Annotated in this window: 20 protein-coding genes; 3 read left to right on the plus strand and 17 right to left on the minus strand. The window is 45.0% G+C overall.

Going from position 1 to position 19728, the window contains the following annotated elements; all coding sequences use genetic code 11:
• Positions 1-269 precede the first annotated feature (269 nt).
• The 11 genes from AAY47_RS07530 to trmJ all read right to left on the minus strand — a co-directional run bounded on the left by AAY47_RS07530 (position 270) and on the right by trmJ (position 8906).
• Complete coding sequence (locus AAY47_RS07530) at positions 270-698, minus strand: enhanced serine sensitivity protein SseB C-terminal domain-containing protein (protein ID WP_047768457.1); 429 nt, start codon at positions 696-698, stop codon at positions 270-272.
• 98 nt (positions 699-796) lie between these two features.
• Entirely contained in the window at positions 797-2092 is a 1296-nt protein-coding gene (gene pepB / locus AAY47_RS07535; protein ID WP_047768458.1) for an aminopeptidase PepB, read from the minus strand.
• 170 nt (positions 2093-2262) lie between these two features.
• On the minus strand, positions 2263-2457 hold the full coding sequence (gene iscX / locus AAY47_RS07540; protein WP_047768460.1) for a Fe-S cluster assembly protein IscX: 195 nt from the start codon (positions 2455-2457) through the stop codon (positions 2263-2265).
• A 14-nt stretch (positions 2458-2471) separates the two neighbouring features.
• Positions 2472-2807, minus strand: a complete 336-nt coding sequence (fdx, locus tag AAY47_RS07545) for an ISC system 2Fe-2S type ferredoxin (protein ID WP_047768461.1) — start codon at positions 2805-2807, stop codon at positions 2472-2474.
• 2 nt (positions 2808-2809) lie between these two features.
• Positions 2810-4657 carry a Fe-S protein assembly chaperone HscA gene (gene hscA, locus AAY47_RS07550; RefSeq protein WP_047768463.1) on the minus strand — a complete coding sequence of 616 codons (1848 nt, stop codon included), beginning with the start codon at positions 4655-4657 and terminating at the stop codon, positions 2810-2812.
• A gap of 107 nt (positions 4658-4764) precedes the next feature.
• Positions 4765-5286 (minus strand): co-chaperone HscB, encoded by a 522-nt coding sequence (gene hscB, locus AAY47_RS07555; protein WP_047768464.1) that lies wholly within the window; start codon positions 5284-5286, stop codon positions 4765-4767.
• Between the two features lie 42 nt (positions 5287-5328).
• Positions 5329-5652: an iron-sulfur cluster assembly protein IscA gene (iscA, locus tag AAY47_RS07560; RefSeq protein WP_047768466.1), complete on the minus strand. Its 324-nt coding sequence runs from the start codon at positions 5650-5652 to the stop codon at positions 5329-5331.
• Positions 5653-5730: 78 nt separating this feature from the next.
• Entirely contained in the window at positions 5731-6117 is a 387-nt protein-coding gene (gene iscU, locus AAY47_RS07565; RefSeq protein WP_047768467.1) for a Fe-S cluster assembly scaffold IscU, read from the minus strand.
• Between the two features lie 24 nt (positions 6118-6141).
• Positions 6142-7356, minus strand: a complete 1215-nt coding sequence (locus tag AAY47_RS07570) for an IscS subfamily cysteine desulfurase (RefSeq protein WP_047768469.1) — start codon at positions 7354-7356, stop codon at positions 6142-6144.
• A gap of 62 nt (positions 7357-7418) precedes the next feature.
• On the minus strand, positions 7419-7919 hold the full coding sequence (gene iscR / locus AAY47_RS07575) for a Fe-S cluster assembly transcriptional regulator IscR (RefSeq protein WP_047768470.1): 501 nt from the start codon (positions 7917-7919) through the stop codon (positions 7419-7421).
• A 252-nt stretch (positions 7920-8171) separates the two neighbouring features.
• The gene (gene trmJ / locus AAY47_RS07580) at positions 8172-8906 is read right to left on the minus strand and encodes a tRNA (cytosine(32)/uridine(32)-2'-O)-methyltransferase TrmJ (RefSeq protein WP_047768472.1); all 735 of its coding nucleotides are present in this window, start codon (positions 8904-8906) and stop codon (positions 8172-8174) included.
• 127 nt (positions 8907-9033) lie between these two features.
• Here trmJ and suhB point away from each other — a divergent pair, with 127 nt between their 5' ends.
• The gene (gene suhB / locus AAY47_RS07585) at positions 9034-9837 is read left to right on the plus strand and encodes an inositol-1-monophosphatase (protein ID WP_047768528.1); all 804 of its coding nucleotides are present in this window, start codon (positions 9034-9036) and stop codon (positions 9835-9837) included.
• Between the two features lie 86 nt (positions 9838-9923).
• Here suhB and AAY47_RS07590 read toward each other — a convergent pair whose 3' ends face one another.
• Positions 9924-11165, minus strand: a complete 1242-nt coding sequence (locus AAY47_RS07590) for a 3-phenylpropionate MFS transporter (protein ID WP_047768474.1) — start codon at positions 11163-11165, stop codon at positions 9924-9926.
• Positions 11166-11261: 96 nt separating this feature from the next.
• Positions 11262-12515, minus strand: coding sequence for a serine hydroxymethyltransferase (gene glyA / locus AAY47_RS07595; RefSeq protein WP_047768475.1), 1254 nt, complete (start codon positions 12513-12515; stop codon positions 11262-11264).
• Between the two features lie 354 nt (positions 12516-12869).
• On the opposite strand from glyA, the gene hmpA reads away from it, so the two are divergent.
• Complete coding sequence (gene hmpA, locus AAY47_RS07600; RefSeq protein ID WP_419177435.1) at positions 12870-14066, plus strand: NO-inducible flavohemoprotein; 1197 nt, start codon at positions 12870-12872, stop codon at positions 14064-14066.
• A gap of 391 nt (positions 14067-14457) precedes the next feature.
• On the plus strand, positions 14458-15210 hold the full coding sequence (locus AAY47_RS07605) for a M48 family metallopeptidase (RefSeq protein ID WP_047768479.1): 753 nt from the start codon (positions 14458-14460) through the stop codon (positions 15208-15210).
• Positions 15211-15440: 230 nt separating this feature from the next.
• Here AAY47_RS07605 and glnB read toward each other — a convergent pair whose 3' ends face one another.
• The 4 genes from glnB to qseG form a co-directional block, all read right to left on the minus strand.
• The gene (glnB, locus tag AAY47_RS07610; protein ID WP_045971762.1) at positions 15441-15779 is read right to left on the minus strand and encodes a nitrogen regulatory protein P-II; all 339 of its coding nucleotides are present in this window, start codon (positions 15777-15779) and stop codon (positions 15441-15443) included.
• A 15-nt stretch (positions 15780-15794) separates the two neighbouring features.
• Positions 15795-17417: an NAD+ synthase gene (locus AAY47_RS07615; RefSeq protein ID WP_047768529.1), complete on the minus strand. Its 1623-nt coding sequence runs from the start codon at positions 17415-17417 to the stop codon at positions 15795-15797.
• 107 nt (positions 17418-17524) lie between these two features.
• Positions 17525-18862 carry a two-component system response regulator GlrR gene (gene glrR / locus AAY47_RS07620; RefSeq protein ID WP_047768480.1) on the minus strand — a complete coding sequence of 446 codons (1338 nt, stop codon included), beginning with the start codon at positions 18860-18862 and terminating at the stop codon, positions 17525-17527.
• A 2-nt stretch (positions 18863-18864) separates the two neighbouring features.
• Positions 18865-19725: a two-component system QseEF-associated lipoprotein QseG gene (gene qseG, locus AAY47_RS07625; protein ID WP_047768482.1), complete on the minus strand. Its 861-nt coding sequence runs from the start codon at positions 19723-19725 to the stop codon at positions 18865-18867.
• Between the last annotated feature and the right edge of the window lie 3 nt (positions 19726-19728).

The following is a 19728-nucleotide window of genomic DNA, read 5'->3' on the forward strand; positions in this document are numbered from 1 at the left end:
ATGACTAACGCACAGAAAAAATAACTAATTTGCTGACAAAAGAAAAAGTCATCTTATAGTTATATCCGATGTTTTTGTAGATTTTCGATACTCCTCGCAATATTAGTTTAGCAAATGTTATCAAGTTACATAAACGTAGATCACAAGAAAGTCACAAGGCGGAATAGGTGAAACAGCAATGTCATGCGTTACGTTTAAAATAAATTCTATTGCTGTAGGCGCTGATTTCATAACGAAGAACACGGTGTCATGGTAAAACAATCAAGCCGTTATTGATTAATAACTGGGATGGTATTACGCAGCCAGCTCCCTAATTTTCGCTGATAAAAGGGTTGAGTATGATGAAGCAAGAAATGGCTGATACCCCCTTCTTGTTCATCAAGCTGGCAAAAATCGACAAATTCATCTTCATCAAGATATTTGCAAGCCAGTTCACCAGCTTCTTGCATCAACAAATTAATCTCATTTTCTGTCAGTGTCACACTGAATTCCAAGCCAATTAATACATTGGGTTTTTCATCCACATTTTTATCATGAGCCATAATTAAAAACGCCTGTCGAACAGGTTTATGTTGTTTAAATAATTCAATGAGTGACTCAATAAGCTGAATCGGCTGTTCTTCTGGCTGACTTAGCGTAATAAGGCTTCCGTCAGGAACTTCTATTTCGGTAGCAATAGTCCCATTTAATAAGCTCATGAGCATCTCCGACAATACTGTTTTAATTGAAGTTAAGGTCATCGAAAAATTCAACAATAGCTCCCCACAAGAGGAGCTATTAAGAAAAGAGTTTCAGTTTATTTCGCTTTCGTCAGCAATAAATTGGCAATGGTACGTACACCATATCCCGTTGCTCCCGCCGCCCATTGTTCAACAGCGGATTTACGGTAAGTTGCTGAACAGTCTATATGTACCCAATCTTTTTTGTAATTTTCAACAAAGTGCGACAAGAATGCTGCTGCGGTACTTGCTCCTGCCGAATGTGCCGGTGACGCAATGTTGTTCAGATCAGCAAAGTTGGATGGCAGTTGACTACGATGGAATTCAGCCAGCGGTAAACGCCAGAATAATTCATGTTCATGATCGGCTGCTGCCATTAGGTCAGATACCAGTTGATCATCAAAACTTAAGACTGAGTGGTAATCATTTCCTACTGCGGTTTTCGCTGCTCCCGTCAAAGTGGCAGCATCAATAATAAGTTGCGCTTTTTCCGCACTGGCTTCAATCAAACCGTCAGCCAGAACCAGACGCCCTTCTGCATCCGTGTTCATCACTTCAACCGTTTTACCGTTGCGGTAGTGAATGATATCGCCCAATTTGAAAGCGTTACCGCTCACCATGTTATCTGCAATGCTCAGAAACAGCTTTACACGATGTTTCAGACCACGACTAATCGCCAAAGCCAGTGCCCCTGTTAATGTTGCAGAACCCCCCATATCTGATTTCATAGACTCCATGAAATTAGAAGGCTTGAGGCTGTATCCACCGGAATCGAAGGTAATGCCTTTACCAACCAAACAGGCGAAGACCGGTGCTTTTGCCTCTTTTGTTGGATTGAAATCTAATGCCAGGAACACGGGATCACGAGAAGAGCCACGGCCGACGGTATATACCCCCGCATATCCCTGTTCACGCAACTCATCCCCTTTGATAATGCGATAACTCACGGCATCGCCCGCTACCCCGCGCAATAAATCAATCGCTCTCTGAGCAAGTTGTTCTGGTCCTAAATCTTCTGCCGGAAGGTTGATGGTATCACGCACCCAATCAATGAATTTGATCCTTCTTTCCAGCTCCTGTTTTTCCGCCGCAGGGAGTTGTGGCCATTCAATGGTGCGCAATCCTTTAGGGGAACGGAAACCCAGCCAAAATGACCAACTTTTTTCCAGATCCCAGCCCTCACCCACTAAAGCAATATTGCGAATTCCTTGCCCGTCAATTTTACGTCCAGCACGTTGAATTGCACCCAGCTTGCCATTGCCTTCTAAATGGATTGTGATCCCTTGCTCACTTGAGCTAATTAGTGCTTTTTCACCCCAGCAAGCGTTAGCTGGCTCATAAGACAGTGTTATGGGCATGATTTGCTTTGTCATTTTTTCTCACTTCTTATCTTATTGTTCACTGTGTCACATCGGTCACTGTTCCACAGTAAGGGTTTATAAAAAAACTGGCGATTGCCAGTTTTCCACTAAATACAGACTATGCCAAGCTCTTGAGCAGGAATCGGTGAAATTGCGCTATTTTTTCTTAGATAAATTGCACACTATTCATATTCATCCAGCCACACCAGCAAGATTGCTTCCAATATTTTTTCGTTGGATTTCTGTGGATCATCATCAAAATCCGCCAGCTCACAAATCCATTCATGCATATCGGTGAAACGCACTGTTTTGGGATCTAAATCAGGAAATTTATCATACAGCGCTTCGCCAATATCACGACTGTCAGACCATTTCATTTTCTGTTCTCCTGTCAGTGTTCGCGCGCATGGTTAATGGAGTATTTCGGGATTTCAACGACTAAATCCTCATCGGTAACTTTGGCCTGACAGCTCAAACGACTTTCAGGCTCCAATCCCCATGCCTTATCCAACATGTCATCTTCCAGCTCAGAGCTTTCTTCCAGTGAGTCAAAGCCCTCCCTGACGATACAGTGACACGTGGTACACGCACAGGATTTCTCGCAAGCATGTTCAATTTCAATGCCATTACGTAATGCCACATCCAGAATGGATTCGCCTTCCTGTGCGTCCAATACTGCTCCTTCAGGGCAAAGTTCGTTATGAGGTAAAAAGACAATTTTAGGCATAATTAAATCTCATCCACAGAATGACCCGCCAAAGCCCGGCGGATTGATGTGTCCATACGGCGTGCTGCAAATTCCTGCGTTTGCTTGTCCAATTGTTTAATTGCACTTTCAATCGCATCAGGGGAGGTTCCCTGAGCACTTTCGATTAATACTTGTGCGGCAGCATCAATAGCAGCCTGCTCTTCTTGACTCAGTAAATCCGCATCTTTTTCCAATGCGCGGGTTAAACTTTCCAGCATTCGGGCGGCTTCTACTTTCTGTTCAGCTAATTTGCGTACCTGAACATCTTCCTGTGCATTAGTCATGGAGTCTCTGAGCATGCGGGCAATTTCTTCATCCGACAGACCATAGGAAGGCTTAACCTGAATGGAGGCTTCAACTCCCGTGGATTTTTCCAAGGCACTGACGCTCAACAGGCCATCCGCATCAACCTGAAACGTCACACGGATATGTGCACCGCCAGCCGGTAATGGCGGAATGCCGTGCAGCGCGAAACGCGCCAGTGAACGGCAATCGGTGACTAATTCTCTCTCGCCTTGCACCACATGAATGCTCATCGCGCTTTGACCATCTTTGAAAGTGGTAAATTCTTGCGCTTTTGCAACAGGAATGGTGGTATTACGTGGAATGATTTTTTCAACCAACCCTCCCATTGTCTCCAAACCAAGTGACAACGGGATAACATCAAGTAACAACATTTCGCTGTCTGGCTTGTTACCCACCAGAATATCGGCCTGAATGGCAGCACCAACGGCCACCACTTTGTCCGGGTCGATAGAAGTTAATGGCTCACGATCAAAGAATTCTCCCACCATGCTGCGCACCAACGGCACGCGCGTTGATCCCCCCACCATGACAACCTGCAAAACCTCATCAACGGTCACACCTGCATCTTTCAATGCCCGACGGCAGGAAAGTAGTGTGCGTTTGACCAAAGAGATAATTAATTCGTTAAATTCGGCACGGGTAATATTACCCTGCCAATTAGCAATATTGATTTCCGCCTTCTCAGCTTCACTCAAGGTAATTTTGGTTTGGGTAGCAATATCCAGTAATTGACGCTGCAATCCGTGACCGTTATCGCTGATCCCGGCTCGCTCACGTATCCAATCTGCCAGCAGCAAATCAAAATCGTCCCCACCGAGGGCGGTATCTCCCCCCGTTGCCAGTACTTCAAACACGCCTCGGCTAAGACGAAGAATGGAGACATCAAATGTCCCGCCACCAAGATCGTAAACGGCGATCACGCCTTCCTGACCGGAATCAAGCCCATAGGCAACCGCTGCCGCAGTGGGTTCATTCAAGAGACGGAGAACATGCAAGCCCGCTAAACGAGCTGCATCTTTCGTTCCCTGACGTTGGGCATCATCGAAATAAGCAGGAACTGTGATCACGACCCCATCCAGTTTATCCTCCAACGTTTCTTCTGCCCGTTGTGCCAACGACTTCAATATCTCAGAAGAAACCTGAATAGGATCGACTAGCCCCGCCACGGTATTGATCAACGGCAAACCGTTTTCACTGGCCTGAAACTGATATGGCAGGTTGGGATAACGTTGTTGCACGTCAGCCAAAGAGCGCCCCAGCAGCCGTTTGACTGAGCTGATGGTATTGGCAGGATCAGATGCAGCTTGCTGACGCGCCTGCCGACCAACCAGAATGTCTTCTCTGCGATACTGTACAACAGATGGAAGCAAGTGCTGGTTCTCACTGTCTGCCAATGTTTCTGCCTGACCGCTACGGACAGTCGCAACCAATGAGTGGGTTGTACCAAGATCAATCCCCGCTGCCAGCCGGCGTTGGTGCGGTGCGGCAGATAAACCCGGTTCGCTGATTTGTAATAAAGCCATATGTGCCCCTATAAATCTATATCAGCATAAATTTATTCAACTGAAATCCATTCAGCCAAAAATCATGCTAAACAATACGATTCAGCTGAAAGTCAGTCAAAAGTCTGCTAAAAGTCATCCAACAACCGCTCTTCCAGTTGTTCAACCTGCTGTTGCAATTTATCCAGAAAGCGTAATTTACGGACGGTATCGGCTGCAACTGACCACTCGGCAGCATTGAGTTGCTGTTCCATCTGCTCACTACGTGTTTTAATCATTTTATTCAAGCGAGATGAAAAATCACTCAATGCTGTTGTTGGATCTACGCTACGCCCAATGGCATCAAGCTTTTCACGCAATTCTAATTGCTGCATCAAAAAAGCCGTATCCTGCATCGTGTGCTGTTCACTGGATAGATCGAACCCGTGCTGAGACAGCATATATTCTGCGCGTTTCAGGGGATGTTTTAGCGTCTGATAACCATCATTGATGGTAGCAGCTTGTTGGAGTGCCAGTGTTTTTTCACGTTCTGGCTGATTGGCAAAACGATCAGGATGAAACTGGCGTTGCAATTCCTGATAACGGGTCACCAACTGTTCACGATCAATCGCATAACGTGCAGGCAGCCCAAATAAAGTAAAATAGTCCATAAGTTACTCTTGGTTTCGCAAAATGCGGGTCAAAAAACAGGGTTAAACGTGGAAACTTTCTCCACAACCGCATTCGCTGGAAACATTGGGGTTGTTGAATTTAAAGCCTTCATTCAGGCCCTCTTTAACAAAATCCAACTCAGTACCATCAAGGTAAATGATGCTTTTACCGTCAACGATGACTTTCACGCCCTTATCTTCAAAAATCTGATCTTCTTCATTTACTGCATCAACAAATTCAAGCACATATGCCATACCAGAGCAGCCGGATGTTCTCACTCCCAAGCGCAACCCGACACCTTTTCCTCGATTGGCAAGAAAGGCCAAAATACGTTGGGCTGCACTTTCTGTCAGGGAAATTGACATACAACACCTCACTTTAAAACTAGTAAAGGTGGATATTGCAACAATATCCACCAGAATTATTTTCTTTTTGCGAAAAAATTATTTGGCCTGGCGCTTGCTTTTGTAATCAGCAATAGCCGCTTTGATAGCATCTTCTGCCAAAATAGAACAATGGATTTTCACTGGTGGTAATTCTAACTCTTCAGCAATCTGAGTGTTTTTTATCAACTCAGCTTGTTCCAATGATTTACCTTTCATCCATTCTGTTACCAAAGAACTGGATGCAATTGCAGAGCCGCAGCCATAGGTTTTGAAACGAGCGTCTTCAATGATGCCTTCATCGTTGACTTTGATTTGCAGTCGCATGACGTCACCACAAGCCGGTGCCCCTACCATGCCACTACCCACTGTCGGATCTTCGCTATCGAATGAACCAACATTACGTGGGTTTTCATAGTGATCAATTACTTTGTCGCTGTAAGCCATGTCGTTACTCCTGAAACCGTCTGATTAATGATGAGACCATTCGATGGTGCTGAGATCCACGCCCTGTTTGAACATTTCCCACAATGGAGAAAGATCACGCAGGTGACCAATTGCGTTGTGAATCAAATTGATTGCATAGTCTATTTCTTCTTCTGTGGTAAAACGCCCCAAAGAGAAACGAATAGAACTGTGCGCAAGTTCATCATTCATACCTAGTGCGCGCAGGACATAAGAAGGCTCCAGACTCGCTGAAGTACACGCTGAGCCAGAAGAAACGGCCAGATCTTTCAATGCCATCATCAATGACTCACCCTCAACATAGTTGAAGCTGACATTCAGAATGTGCGGCGCACCCTGTTCTAAATCACCGTTCAGGTAAACTTCTTCAATATCTTTGATACCGTTCCACAAACGCAGACGCAGACCACGCAAACGTACTGCCTCTGATTCCAGTTCTTCTTTCGCGATACGGTAAGCTTCACCCATGCCAGCAATCTGGTGAACAGGCAATGTACCTGAACGCATACCGCGCTCATGACCGCCACCATGCTGTTGTGCTTCAATACGCACGCGAGGCTTACGGCGAACATACAGCGCACCAATCCCCATCGGGCCATAAAGTTTATGGGCCGAAAAGGACATCAAATCAACTTTTAACTGACTGAGATCGATTGGCAATTTACCAACACTTTGGGTTGCATCCACATGGAAAATAATGCCACGGCTACGGCATAATTCACCAATGGTCAGGATATCCTGAACAATACCGATTTCGTTATTGACGTGCATGATGGAAACCAGAATGGTGTCTTCACGCAGGGCCGCTTCCAGTTCTTTCAGATCAATCAGGCCATTGCTCATTGGTGCCAGATAAGTGATCTCAAAACCTTCGCGCTCCAGCTGCCGACAAGTATCCAAAACCGCTTTATGTTCAGTTTTGCTGGTGATAATGTGCTTGCCTTTCTTCTGATAAAATTTTGCAGCACCTTTAATTGCCAGGTTATCTGATTCTGTTGCACCTGAAGTGAACACGATTTCACGTGGGTCCGCACCAACCAAGTCAGCAATTTGATTGCGCGCGATATCAACCGCTTCTTCAGCCTGCCAACCAAAACGGTGTGAACGGGAAGCTGGGTTACCGAAGACGCCGTCAATAGTCAAATAGTTCATCATCTTTTCAGCAACACGTGGATCGACCGGTGTTGTTGCTGAATAGTCCAAATAAATGGGTAATTTCATTGCTCACATGCTCCGTAAAACACTTTTAATACTTTCATTGCCACACAAGTATTTGCCGCAAGTTACGCACGCAGATTAACGTTAATCGTCTCTTGAAGTCTGCCGTTAGGGCCAGGGGTACGGCGCTTATCGCCGTCTTGACGATCAGCAACATCCAATACTTCTTGGTTATTGACTAATTCTTCTAAACTGATGCTACTCAGGAAACTCGTGATACGATCACTGAGGTCACGCCACAAGGCATGAGTCAAACACCGATCGCCGCCTTGACAACCTTCTCGCCCCTGACAACGAGTGGCATCAACAGATTCGTCAACGGCTGAAATCACTTCGGCAACGAAAATTTTACCGGCAGTTCTGCCCAATAAATAGCCGCCACCTGGACCACGGACGCTAGAAACCAGACCATTTTTACGCAGGCGGGAAAACAACTGCTCAAGATAGGAAAGAGAAATACCCTGACGTTCAGAAATATCGGCTAACGGCACCGGCCCTTCTTGTGAATGCAACGCCACATCTAACATGGCTGTTACCGCATAACGTCCTTTTGATGTCAGTCTCATAACAAAAACTCCGTGGTGAAATATGGATGAAATTGTGGCATTCCTGAGTATTTTAGTCAACTATTTAACCGAGTAATTTACTCAACTATTATTTGCCTATCTTTCACGTTTTCACTTGCCTATCCCACGGCTTTCCCAACTGCTTTCCGCTATTATCCAGTGACCTATTATCCCGTTAAATTGTATTTTCTGGCGACGCTTCCTGTTACTTTCTGCCACAGTTCTGACTATACATTTTTTAACTACATCAAATTATTTTTTATCCCACTTCTCCACTGAAGTCAGTATACCACGCAGGATATTCAGCTCTTGGGTTTCTGGCCGGGCACGAGTATAAAGACGTCTTAATTTATTCATTATCTGGCCCGGATGCGCTTTGCGAATGAAACCAGACTCTTGCAATACCTGTTCAAGGTGCTGATAAAAACGCTCCATATCTTCGACAGGGGGATACTCTACTTCGTGCTCTGGTGACGTTGCCTCTTCTAATTGCTCTTGGGTCGCCAGGTATGCCATGCGAATTTCATAGCTAACCAACTGAACCGCCATCGCCAAATTCAACGAACCGTATTCCGGGTTGGTTGGGATATAAAGGTGATAATTACACTTCTGCAATTCTTCGTTAGTCAAGCCAACACGCTCACGGCCAAAGACAATAGCAACGGGAGAGTGGCTGGCGGTTTCGACACAACGTTCACCACATTCACGTGGCTCAACCATCGGCCAGGATAGGGTTCGGGAACGGGCACTGGTGCCAATGACTAACTCACACCCAGCCAATGCCTCATCCAACGAATTCACAATCGTTGCACTGCCGATAACATCACTTGCACCAGCGGAAAGTGCAATAGCGTGAGAATCAGGCTGGACAAGCGGATTCACCAGATACAGGTTGGTCAATCCCATTGTTTTCATGGCCCTAGCGGTTGATCCCATGTTCCCTGTATGGGAAGTTTCTACCAGAATAATGCGGATATTCTCTAACATGACGGCTTTTAAATTCAGTATAAGAGCCGAATATCTTAACACAGCATTAGTTATTTTGACGAACTACTGCTATAATGTGCGCCAATTTATTTCCCGTTCTTTAAAATTCTGGTGGAAGAAGATACCCATGCATCCGATGTTAAACATCGCTATACGCGCTGCACGTAAGGCCGGCAACTACATTGCCAAAAGCTACGAAACTCCTGATGCTGTTGAAGCAAGCCAAAAAGGCAGTAATGATTTCGTTACTAATGTTGATCGTGAAGCAGAAAAGCTGATCATTGACATCATCCGTAAATCTTACCCTAAGCATACGATTATCACCGAAGAAAGTGGTGATCACATAGGAGAAGAGGATGACTTCCAATGGGTTATCGATCCACTGGATGGCACCACCAACTTTATTAAACGTCTTCCCCATTTTGCTGTTTCTATTGCTGTGCGCATTAAAGGCCGCACAGAAGTATCCGTGGTTTACGATCCAATGCGCAATGAGCTGTTCACTGCAACTCGTGGTCAAGGCGCTCAATTGAACGGTTATCGTCTGCGTGGTACTAATGCCCGTGATCTGAATGGAACTATCCTTGCGACCGGTTTCCCATTCAAAGCCAAGCAACACACTATTCCTTATATGAATGTACTGAACAAATTATTCGATCGCTGTGCCGATTTTCGTCGCACGGGTTCTGCGGCGTTGGATATGGCGTATGTTGCTGCCGGACGGGTAGATGGTTTCTTCGAAATTGGTCTGAAACCCTGGGATTTCTTCGGCGGTGAATTGTTGGTACGTGAATCAGGTTGCATTGTCACTGATTTCGTTGGTGGTCATAACTATGTCACCTCTGGCAATATCGTTGCTGGTAGCCCACGTATCGTTAAAGATATTCTATCTGAAATGCGTGAAGAATTGACTGAAGCATTGAAACGTTAATTCGTTATTATTGAATAAATATAATTTGAGCAATGTTATTTTTAGGGCACCTCTCAGGTGCCCTTTTTTCTTATTTTCGTTTTTTGTTAGTGCGAAAGTGGATGAGCTTCAACTTTTGGTCTCAGGAACAGGGCGGGCAACGCAACCAGCGCCATCACCCAAAATATGCCACATCCTATCTGCTCATACATGAAACCCGCAATCATACTCATGACGGCAATACCGCCTCCCATAGCTAAAGCAGAGTAAGTTGCCTGCAACCGGATGATTTCGTTTTCTTTTCTGGCACCAATAAAACGCATCGCTGCCAAATGGCAAACGGTAAAAGTACCACAATGCAGGATTTGAATAATAATCAGCATCGATAATTCCGTTGAGGTTGCCATGAGTCCCCAGCGGACAACCCCACAAATTCCCGACAATAACAGCAAATTACGGGCACTCCAACGACGGAATAATTGCTTGCTAAAAGTAAAGATAATAACTTCAGCCACCACTCCCAACGACCAGAGATAACCAATAGTTGATGAGGAATAACCCGCTTGCTCCCAATAAATGGAACCAAAACTGTAATATCCCGCATGGGCAGCCTGCAATAAAGTTACACAGAGTAAAAACTGCCACACTGATTTTTCAGATAAGAGTTCTTTAAAAGAAACGGCATTGGTATTGGCGGCTTTAATCTTACCTACCGGCATGATGGAAGGTTTCAACATCATTCCCAGTAACATAGCTGTAACGCTGAATAGCAAAAGAGCCAGAATGATATGGTGTGTGCCAAATAACTCGTGGCCAACCCAATGATTCAAACTATCAGACGATATATTCCAGCCAAAATTCAGACTGCTGATTGAGAGATTGATACCATTGGCAGACATCAATATGCCCGTCAACGACGAACTAATCACAAATGCAATCGAACCCCAGACCCTTACTTTGCCATAATCAAAGGTAAACTGCTTTTGCCATGTTCCCGCCAACGCATCTGATAAGGGAACTAGTGGTGAGAAGAATAAGTTGAAACCAACCATAATAAAGAAAAGCCATACCCAATAACTACCGAATGCAAAACCAACAGCGAAAAGTAATGCCAGTAATGAGAGGAGACGCAATGCATTAATTAATTTAGCGGGGTTTTTTACCGTAGGTGAGATAACCAGGCTACCGACAAAACGAGCTACCATGCCAACACCTAGCAAAACACCTATCATTGAGGCATCAATGCCTTCACCTTTTAACCAGACAGACCAAAAAGGCAAAAATATACCGTAGGAGAAAAAATAGGTGAAATAACCCAGGCCCAACCAAAATGTCGATGGAACAACCATCCGAATGCCCCCGTTTTTGATACAAAAAACCCGCTCAAAACTAACGTTATGAGTCGGGCTTATTACTAAACTACATTAAACTACATTTTATTTAAATTAGGCATAAACAGGATATTTTGCGCAGATGTCCAATACTTTTTGCTTAACACGTTCAATGGTTGCTTCATTATTGATGTTATCCAGCACATCACACATCCAGCCCGCCAGCTCGCGAGATTCGGTTTCTTTGAAACCACGACGGGTAATTGCCGGTGTTCCGATACGGATACCAGAGGTGACGAATGGGCTACGCGGATCGTTAGGCACACTATTTTTGTTCACCGTGATATTGGCACGTCCCAAGGACGCATCAGCATCTTTACCCGTAATGTCTTTGTCCACCAGATCCAGCAAGAACAGATGGTTTTCGGTTTCCCCAGAAACCACTTTGTAACCACGTTGCTGGAATACGTCTACCATCTCTTTCGCGTTCTTGGCGACTTGTTGTTGGTAAACTTTGAATTCAGGTTCCATCGCTTCTTTCAATGCAACTGCCTTACCGGCAATCACATGCATCAACGGGCCACCCTGGGAACCCGGGAAGACAGAGGAATTCAGTTTTTTGTAAAACGCTTCATCGCCACCCTTCGCCAAAATCAAGCCACCACGTGGGCCAGCCAATGTTTTGTGCGTTGTGGTTGTCACAACGTGTGCATGAGGTACTGGGTTTGGATAAACCCCAGCGGCAACCAGACCCGCTACGTGGGCCATGTCAACGAACAGATAGGCACCGATTTCATCCGCAATTTCACGCATCTTCGCCCAATCGACAACGCCAGAATACGCAGAGAAGCCACCGATGATCATTTTAGGCTGATGTTTTTGCGCTTGATGACGAATATCGTCGTAATCGATTTTGCCATTTTCATCAATACCATAAGGCACGATGTTATAAAGTTTACCAGAGAAGTTAACCGGGGAACCGTGAGTCAGATGGCCACCGTGCGCCAGGTTCATCCCTAAAACGGTATCGCCGGGTTTTAGCAGTGTCATATACACAGCCGCATTTGCCTGAGAACCAGAGTGAGGCTGGACATTAGCATAATCTGCACCAAACAGCGCTTTTGCGCGGTCAATCGCAAGCTGTTCAACTACATCGACATACTCACAGCCACCGTAGTAACGTTTACCCGGATAACCTTCCGCATACTTGTTAGTAAGCTGAGAGCCTTGTGCCTGCATGACTCTTGGGCTGGTGTAGTTTTCAGAAGCAATCAATTCAATGTGTTCTTCTTGACGACAAACCTCCTGTTCCATCGCTTGCCACAGTTCGGGATCGTAATTCACAATATTCATTTCACGCTTTAACATTGGGTTCTCCTGACTCAGCTACATCTCTTAAAAAATACCCCTGAGGGCCAGAATGTCACACAGTGTAAACTCTTTTTATCGAATGAGATAGTCTTGACAAAACAAATTACGCAAACGTTTGCTTCATGGGTTAGTGGTCGACTAGCCGTTAAATAACGGATTGTTTTGCTAATGATTACGGATTTATTACTGATATTTGTGATCCTGATCGGGAACAGCAATGACAATACCCCTATTTTTTTGATTTAAAGAAAGATAATCCTCTTTTCTTGGGCTGATATATTCCCAAACCCTATAAGTTGCATTTAAAATACAATTTATAAATTTCAGCATTATGTGAGAAAAATTCAGGAGATCCCCATGCTAGATAATCAGGTTATCGCAACCATAAAATCGACCATTCCACTCATTGTTTCTACAGGCCCTAAGCTCACTGCGCATTTTTACGAACGTATGTTCAAACACCATCCTGAATTAAAGGATATTTTTAATATGAGTCACCAGATCAATGGTGATCAGCGTGAAGCCCTTTTCAGTGCCCTTTGTGCTTATGCTGCCAATATCGATAACCTGTCGGCACTCTTACCTGCCGTAGAAAAAATCGCCCATAAACATGCCAGCCTCAGTATTCAACCTGAGCATTATCAAATTGTAGGTACGCACCTGCTGGCAACCATTGATGAACTGTTTCATCCCGGTGATGAAGTACTCTCCGCCTGGGGAAAAGCCTACAACGTATTGGCTAATGTCTTTATCAATCGGGAAGAGGAAATCTATCAGGGCGGTGAGTCTCTGGAGGGTGGTTGGCGTGATCTGCGTCAGTTCCGTGTCAGCCGAAAACAACCACAAAGTGATGTCATTACTAGCTTTGAGTTTGTGCCTGTTGATGGTGGCAAGGTCATGGATTATAAGCCGGGGCAATATTTGGCGATCTATGTGGAAGATCCAACTCTTGAAAACCGTGAAATTCGCCAATATTCACTGACCGCCGCGCCAAATGGCACCAGTTATCAAATTGCCGTCAAGCGTGAACCTCAAGGCAAAATTTCAAACCATCTGCACGATAAGGTACAGGAAGGGGATATTGTGATGCTGGCTGCACCACACGGTGATTTCTTCCTTGATGTGCAATCTGATACGCCAGTGACGCTGATTTCTGCCGGAGTTGGTTTGACACCGATGATGAGTATGCTGCAATCCCTGCATAACCAACACCATGCGGGTTCAGTCAATTGGTTCCACGCCGCAGAGCATGGCGGCCACCACGCTTTCGCGGATAAGGTGAATGAAATTTCCCAGTCCATGCCTGATCTGTATGCACAAGTTTGGTATCGTGAACCCAGAGACTTCGATCAGAAAGGCGTACATTATCAACATACCGGGCTTATGGATTTGTCTCTCGTGCGAGACGCAATAACGGTAGCAGGGATGCACTTCTATTTCTGTGGACCTGTGGCTTTCATGCAACATATCGCCAAACAGTTGCTGGCAATGGGCATTGATGAACAACATATCCATTATGAATGTTTTGGCCCACATAAAGTCATTTAGTACGGTTTCCCTGATACCCCCGAATGCTGGATAAGAAATTGAACTAAAAGCCTGTTCCAAGAGCAGTATCTTAGACCAATAACATACTGATCTAAAAAGGAACAGGCGATGGACAAAATAGGGGAGCAATTTTGTCTCGACAACAAGTGTCGTCGGTAAGAGTGTGAGCGGGCATTTGAGAACTCATTTAGATAAACGAAAAGCCATTTCGTTAAAATAATTTAAACTAAATTATTCTACTTATGATTTGATTATTTTTTAAAAATGTTACTGCACTCACATAATCATAAATATTAGAGTTTATTCCTATTGTTATTTCTAGCAAAAGTCATAGTCTTTTAACGCTTTTAAAAAACTATAGTTGCATGTATTACAAAGGAAAAACAATTTTATGAAAATTAAAGCTCTTGTTGCAGTCGCTGTTTCTGCTGCAATTCTGACAGGTTGTAAGAATATTGATCAGGGAATGCTGGCTCATTCTGGAATGCAATTATTCCAGGCGGCAACACTAAGTGATTCTGATGTCAAACAGTTATCTGGCCAAGCATGTAAGGATATGGATGCACAGAATAAAATTGCACCGGCATCCAGCCAATACACTAAGCGTCTGAACAAAATCGCCAAAGCATTAGGCCGCGACGTTAACGGTACATCGGTTAACTATAAAGTTTATCTGACTAAGGATGTGAATGCATGGGCAATGGCTAACGGTTGTGTGCGTGTATACAGCGGCCTGATGGACATGATGAACGACAATGAAGTCGAAGGCGTTCTGGGTCATGAAATGGGGCACGTTGCACTGGGCCACACCCGTAAAGCAATGCAGGTTGCTTATGCTACAGTGGCTGCACGTACCGCAGCTGCATCAGCCGGTGGTGTCGCCGCACAACTGAGCGATTCTCAGCTTGCAGCACTGGGTGAAAAACTGATCAACTCACAGTTCTCACAGCATCAGGAAAGTCAGGCTGATGACTTTTCTTATGATCTGATGAAAAAACGCAATATCAAAACTGAAGGTTTAGCAACCAGCTTCGAGAAACTGGCTAAACTGGGCAGTGGTGAAACCAGCATGTTTGATTCACACCCACCTTCACAGGAGCGTGCTCAACACGTTCGTGATCGTATCGCAGCAGATAAGAAATAATAAGTTCTCTATCAATCCAACGTCAGGATGCGTGTTATATTCCCCCGCTCTGCGGGGAAATATGAGGACTCGCGTCGTCTTGCGGATTGCAATTTGAAGTTTATTGAGTATATATAAGATAAGTAATAACGGATTGAAAAACGGATACCCCGCACGTCATCTTCCATTAGGGTGTGAGCTAACCGATAATATTTCCGTTATCACTTTTTCAGATGACTTTAGTGACTTGATTAAATCGCCTCTTCGTCCTGCTCACCAGTACGAATACGCACAACACGGGCAACATCGAAAACAAAAATTTTGCCATCGCCAATTTTGCCTGTTTGTGCAACCTGCATGATTGTTTCGACGCAGGTATCAACAATATCATCCGGTACGACAATTTCTATTTTTACCTTTGGCAGAAAATCCACCATATATTCTGCGCCGCGATACAGTTCAGTATGCCCTTTCTGACGGCCAAACCCTTTCACTTCTGTCACGGTCATACCAGTGATACCCACCTCAGCCAGAGCTTCACGCACATCATCCAGCTTGAAAGGTTTGATAATTGCATCAATCTTTTTCATGAAGTTTTCCTGTCATTACCAGTTTTTACGTCCGAAACCAGAAGTAATCGGGTAGCGCCGATCTTTACCAAAATCACGCTGCGTAATGCGTGGGCCAATAGGTGCCTGACGACGTTTATATTCATTGATGTCAACCAGCCGGATCACCTTACGCACAATGACTTCCTCAAAACCTTCAGATACCAGATCAGCCACTGATTTATCTTTTTCAACATACCCTTCGAGAATCGCATCCAAAATGTCATAGGGAGGAAGGCTGTCCTGATCCAGTTGATTGGGTGACAACTCCGCTGACGGTGGGCGATCAATCACACGCTGAGGGATCGCTGGGGATACGGTATTACGATATTTAGCCAATGCAAATACCATCGTTTTAGGGACATCTTTCAAAGCATTAAAGCCACCCGCCATATCGCCGTACAGGGTTGAATACCCTACTGCCGATTCACTTTTGTTGCTGGTGGTCAATACCAAACGGCGGCGTTTATTAGACATTGCCATCAAAATGACTGCGCGGCAACGTGCCTGCAAATTCTCTTCTGTCGTATCTTTTTCTGTTCCCGCAAACATCGGTTCAAGCTGTGCCATAAATGCATCAAACATGGGTTCGATGGAGACAACGTCAAATTCAACCCCCAGCAATTCTGCTTGTTCTCTGGCATCGTGGATACTCATTTCTGAGGTATAGCGGAATGGCATCATGATCGCCTGCACGTGATCTTTGCCCAAAGCATCCACAGCAATCGCCAATGTCAACCCTGAATCAATCCCGCCGGACAAACCAAGCAAAGCGCCGTTAAAACCGTTTTTTTGCACATAATCACGTACAGACAGCACCAGCGCCTTATAAATTTGCGCCAGAGGTGGCAAGTGAGGGATCGGATTTGCCATTGGTTCAATGTCCATTTCATTGAAACAACATTGCTCAACCTGTTCCTCAAATGCCGCCATGCGATGGGTTATTTCACCATGGGCATCAAAGACTTTAGAACAGCCATCAAAGATAAGCTGATCTTGCCCCCCCACCTGATTAAGATAGATAATGGGCAAATGAGTACGCTGGCAGTGGGACTTAATTAATGTACTGCGGATATTCGGTTTTTCACGATTAAAAGGAGAGGCGTTAATCGACAAGATGATTTCTGCACCCGCCTGTTTCAAGGCATCAATTGGTGCGTCAAACCACAAATCTTCACAAATCAATAAACCGAGGTTATAACCTTTGAATGGTATAACACAGTGTTGATCCCCCGCTTTGAAATAACGCTCTTCATCAAAAACGCCATAGTTTGGCAGTAATTGTTTGAAGTAACGAGCCACAATTTCCCCTCGCCAAAACAGGGAAAGCGCGTTGTAAAGTTTGCCATCCTGTTGCCACGGATGCCCCACCAAAATACCAACCTGAGCGCTTGCTTGTTGCAAACGTACCAATTGTTCACAACAACGCTGATGTAAATCAGATCGGAATAACAAATCTTCAGGAAAATAGCCAGACAGCGACAGCTCAGAAAACATGACCAGATCAGCGCCTTTTGCCTGCTGCTCCTGAACTGTCTGCAACATACGTTCGCTGTTGCCTTCAATGTCTCCTACCAACCAATTTAACTGGGCAAGAGCAATTTTAAGAGTACGACTCATAGAATGCGGCTCTCCTGGGCCATAAATCATCTATCTGCCTTACTGGATTTCAACAGCAAAGCAATTCATTTCTATTCAGTGTAAAAATTTCTGCGGTGGCAGAAAAGTTATTCCTTAAAATCGTTAGCATCCAGCTCGTGGCGTGCCAGCAATTTATAAAATTCTGTCCGATTACGCCCTGCTATACGGGCGGCATGGGTCACATTACCTTTGGTTATCTGCAACAATTTACGCAGGTAATTCAGTTCAAACTGCCCACGGGCTTCCACGAATGTCGGCAATGCCGTATTTTCCCCTTCCAATGCCTGAGTGACCAGAGCATCACTAATGACCGGTGCCATCGTCAATGCCACACACTGTTCGATGACATTAACTAACTGACGAACATTGCCCGGCCAACTTGCCGCCATCAGGCATTTCATAGCCGTGGTGGAAAAACTGCGAACAAAAGGTTTATGGCGTTTGACAGCGTCACGTAGCAGATGATTAGCCAATAGAGGAATATCTTCTGCGCGTTCGTTCAAAGCAGGAATTTTCAAATTAACAACGTTCAACCGATAGTAGAGATCTTCCCGAAACTCATTACGCTGCATGGCCTTAGGCAGGTCACGGTGAGTGGCAGAAATAATTCTGACATCAATGTCGATATCCCGGTTACTCCCCAATGGGCGAATCTTACGCTCCTGTAGCACCCGCAAAAGCTTAACTTGCAATGCCATCGGCATATCGCCAATCTCATCAAGGAACAATGTTCCTCCTTGTGCCGCTAAAAATAGCCCTTCCCGACTACTGACGGCCCCCGTAAATGCGCCTTTGGCATGACCAAATAATTCAGATTCAAGTAATTGCTCCGGTAAGGCACCACAGTTAATAGCAATAAAAGGCTTTTTCACTCTGGGACTTGCCCGATGAATAGCCTGAGCCAATACCTCTTTACCGGTTCCACTTTGCCCGTTAATCAGAACACTCACATCGGATTGAGCCACCATCTTTGCCTGTTCCAATAAACGCAACATTAAAGGGCTTCGGGTGACGATTTTCTCGCTCCATTGTCCATCGATGGCTGGCGTTGACAATTCCAGCGCATTATCAATGGCTTTATAAAGTGCGTCACGATCAACAGGCTTGGTCAGAAAACTAAATACACCTTGCTGCGTTGCTGCCACTGCATCAGGAATAGAGCCATGGGCAGTCAGAATAATGACAGGCATACCGGGATGCTGTTTCTGGATCTCGGCAAACAGTGCCATGCCATCCATTTCATCCATGCGTAAATCACTAATCACTAAATCTACTTTTTCTCTCACCAGTATGCGTAACGCTTCATGACCACTCTCTGCGGTCGTGACACGAAAGCCTTCACTGGTCAAACGCATTCCCAAGAGTTTGAGCAAGCCAGGATCATCATCAACTAAAAGAAGATGAGCGGAATTGCGAACTGTCATGATTATTCGGCTCCTTTTTCTTCTGCTTTTTCTTCTGAAGGATTGGCTTCCGCGTTTGTTGCGGGGTTGTCTTTCGGTTCTGCTTTATTATCCGATGAAGTGTTTGTGTTAGGAGTCACAACACCACTTTGTTCTTGTTTACGGGAGGAAAGTTGGCGTTCAATATCGGTCAGATTTTCTAGTTTGCGGGACATTAAATGAAGCTCATATTCTAAACGTGCTCGTGTTTCTTTCAGACGATCAATTTTGTTATCACTGTCAAACTGGAAGCGCTGAAATTTGGCTCTTTCTTCGGCAAGATTAATTTTCAGATATTGCTGCTCACGCCACAATTGGAGTAATGGCCGCAAAGCGATAGGAAATTGTGTACTATACCGATTAAAGTTTTCCACCGTTTTCCGGCGTTCAGCTAATACAGAAGTCGCCCTGCCCATTAAAATACTTTGCTTAAGCACTTGATGCCAATCAGTCGGCGTCTCTGAGGTAAACCGTTTCGCCGTCTCACGTGCTTCTGCCGAAGACAATCGATCCGTGCAATCAATGAACCTCAGCCAATAAAGCCCGTTTTCCATCGCCGCTGGCTTCGCAATGTCCCAGATTGAATCACAATCCTTAAGACGATAATCCGTGACACTCTGCTCTGGCAAGATAGACTGTGCCAGGGTTGTCAAATTGTCTGAACCACTCGTTTTAACGCATCCTGCCAGCAAATAGGGAACGAACAATAGCAATATAGCCCGTAAGCGCAGGATCGAAGTACGTGCCAAGATAGATGGCCTGACAGCCGTTTTTTTCATTGGGTTAGCCACAATATTTTGCTGTTCCGTCTCCGTCATAAAGCGGTAAGTAAACCTGTTATACATATT

The organism is Xenorhabdus griffiniae, assembly GCF_001028135.1.
In the GTDB taxonomy this organism is placed as follows: domain Bacteria; phylum Pseudomonadota; class Gammaproteobacteria; order Enterobacterales; family Enterobacteriaceae; genus Xenorhabdus; species Xenorhabdus bakwenae.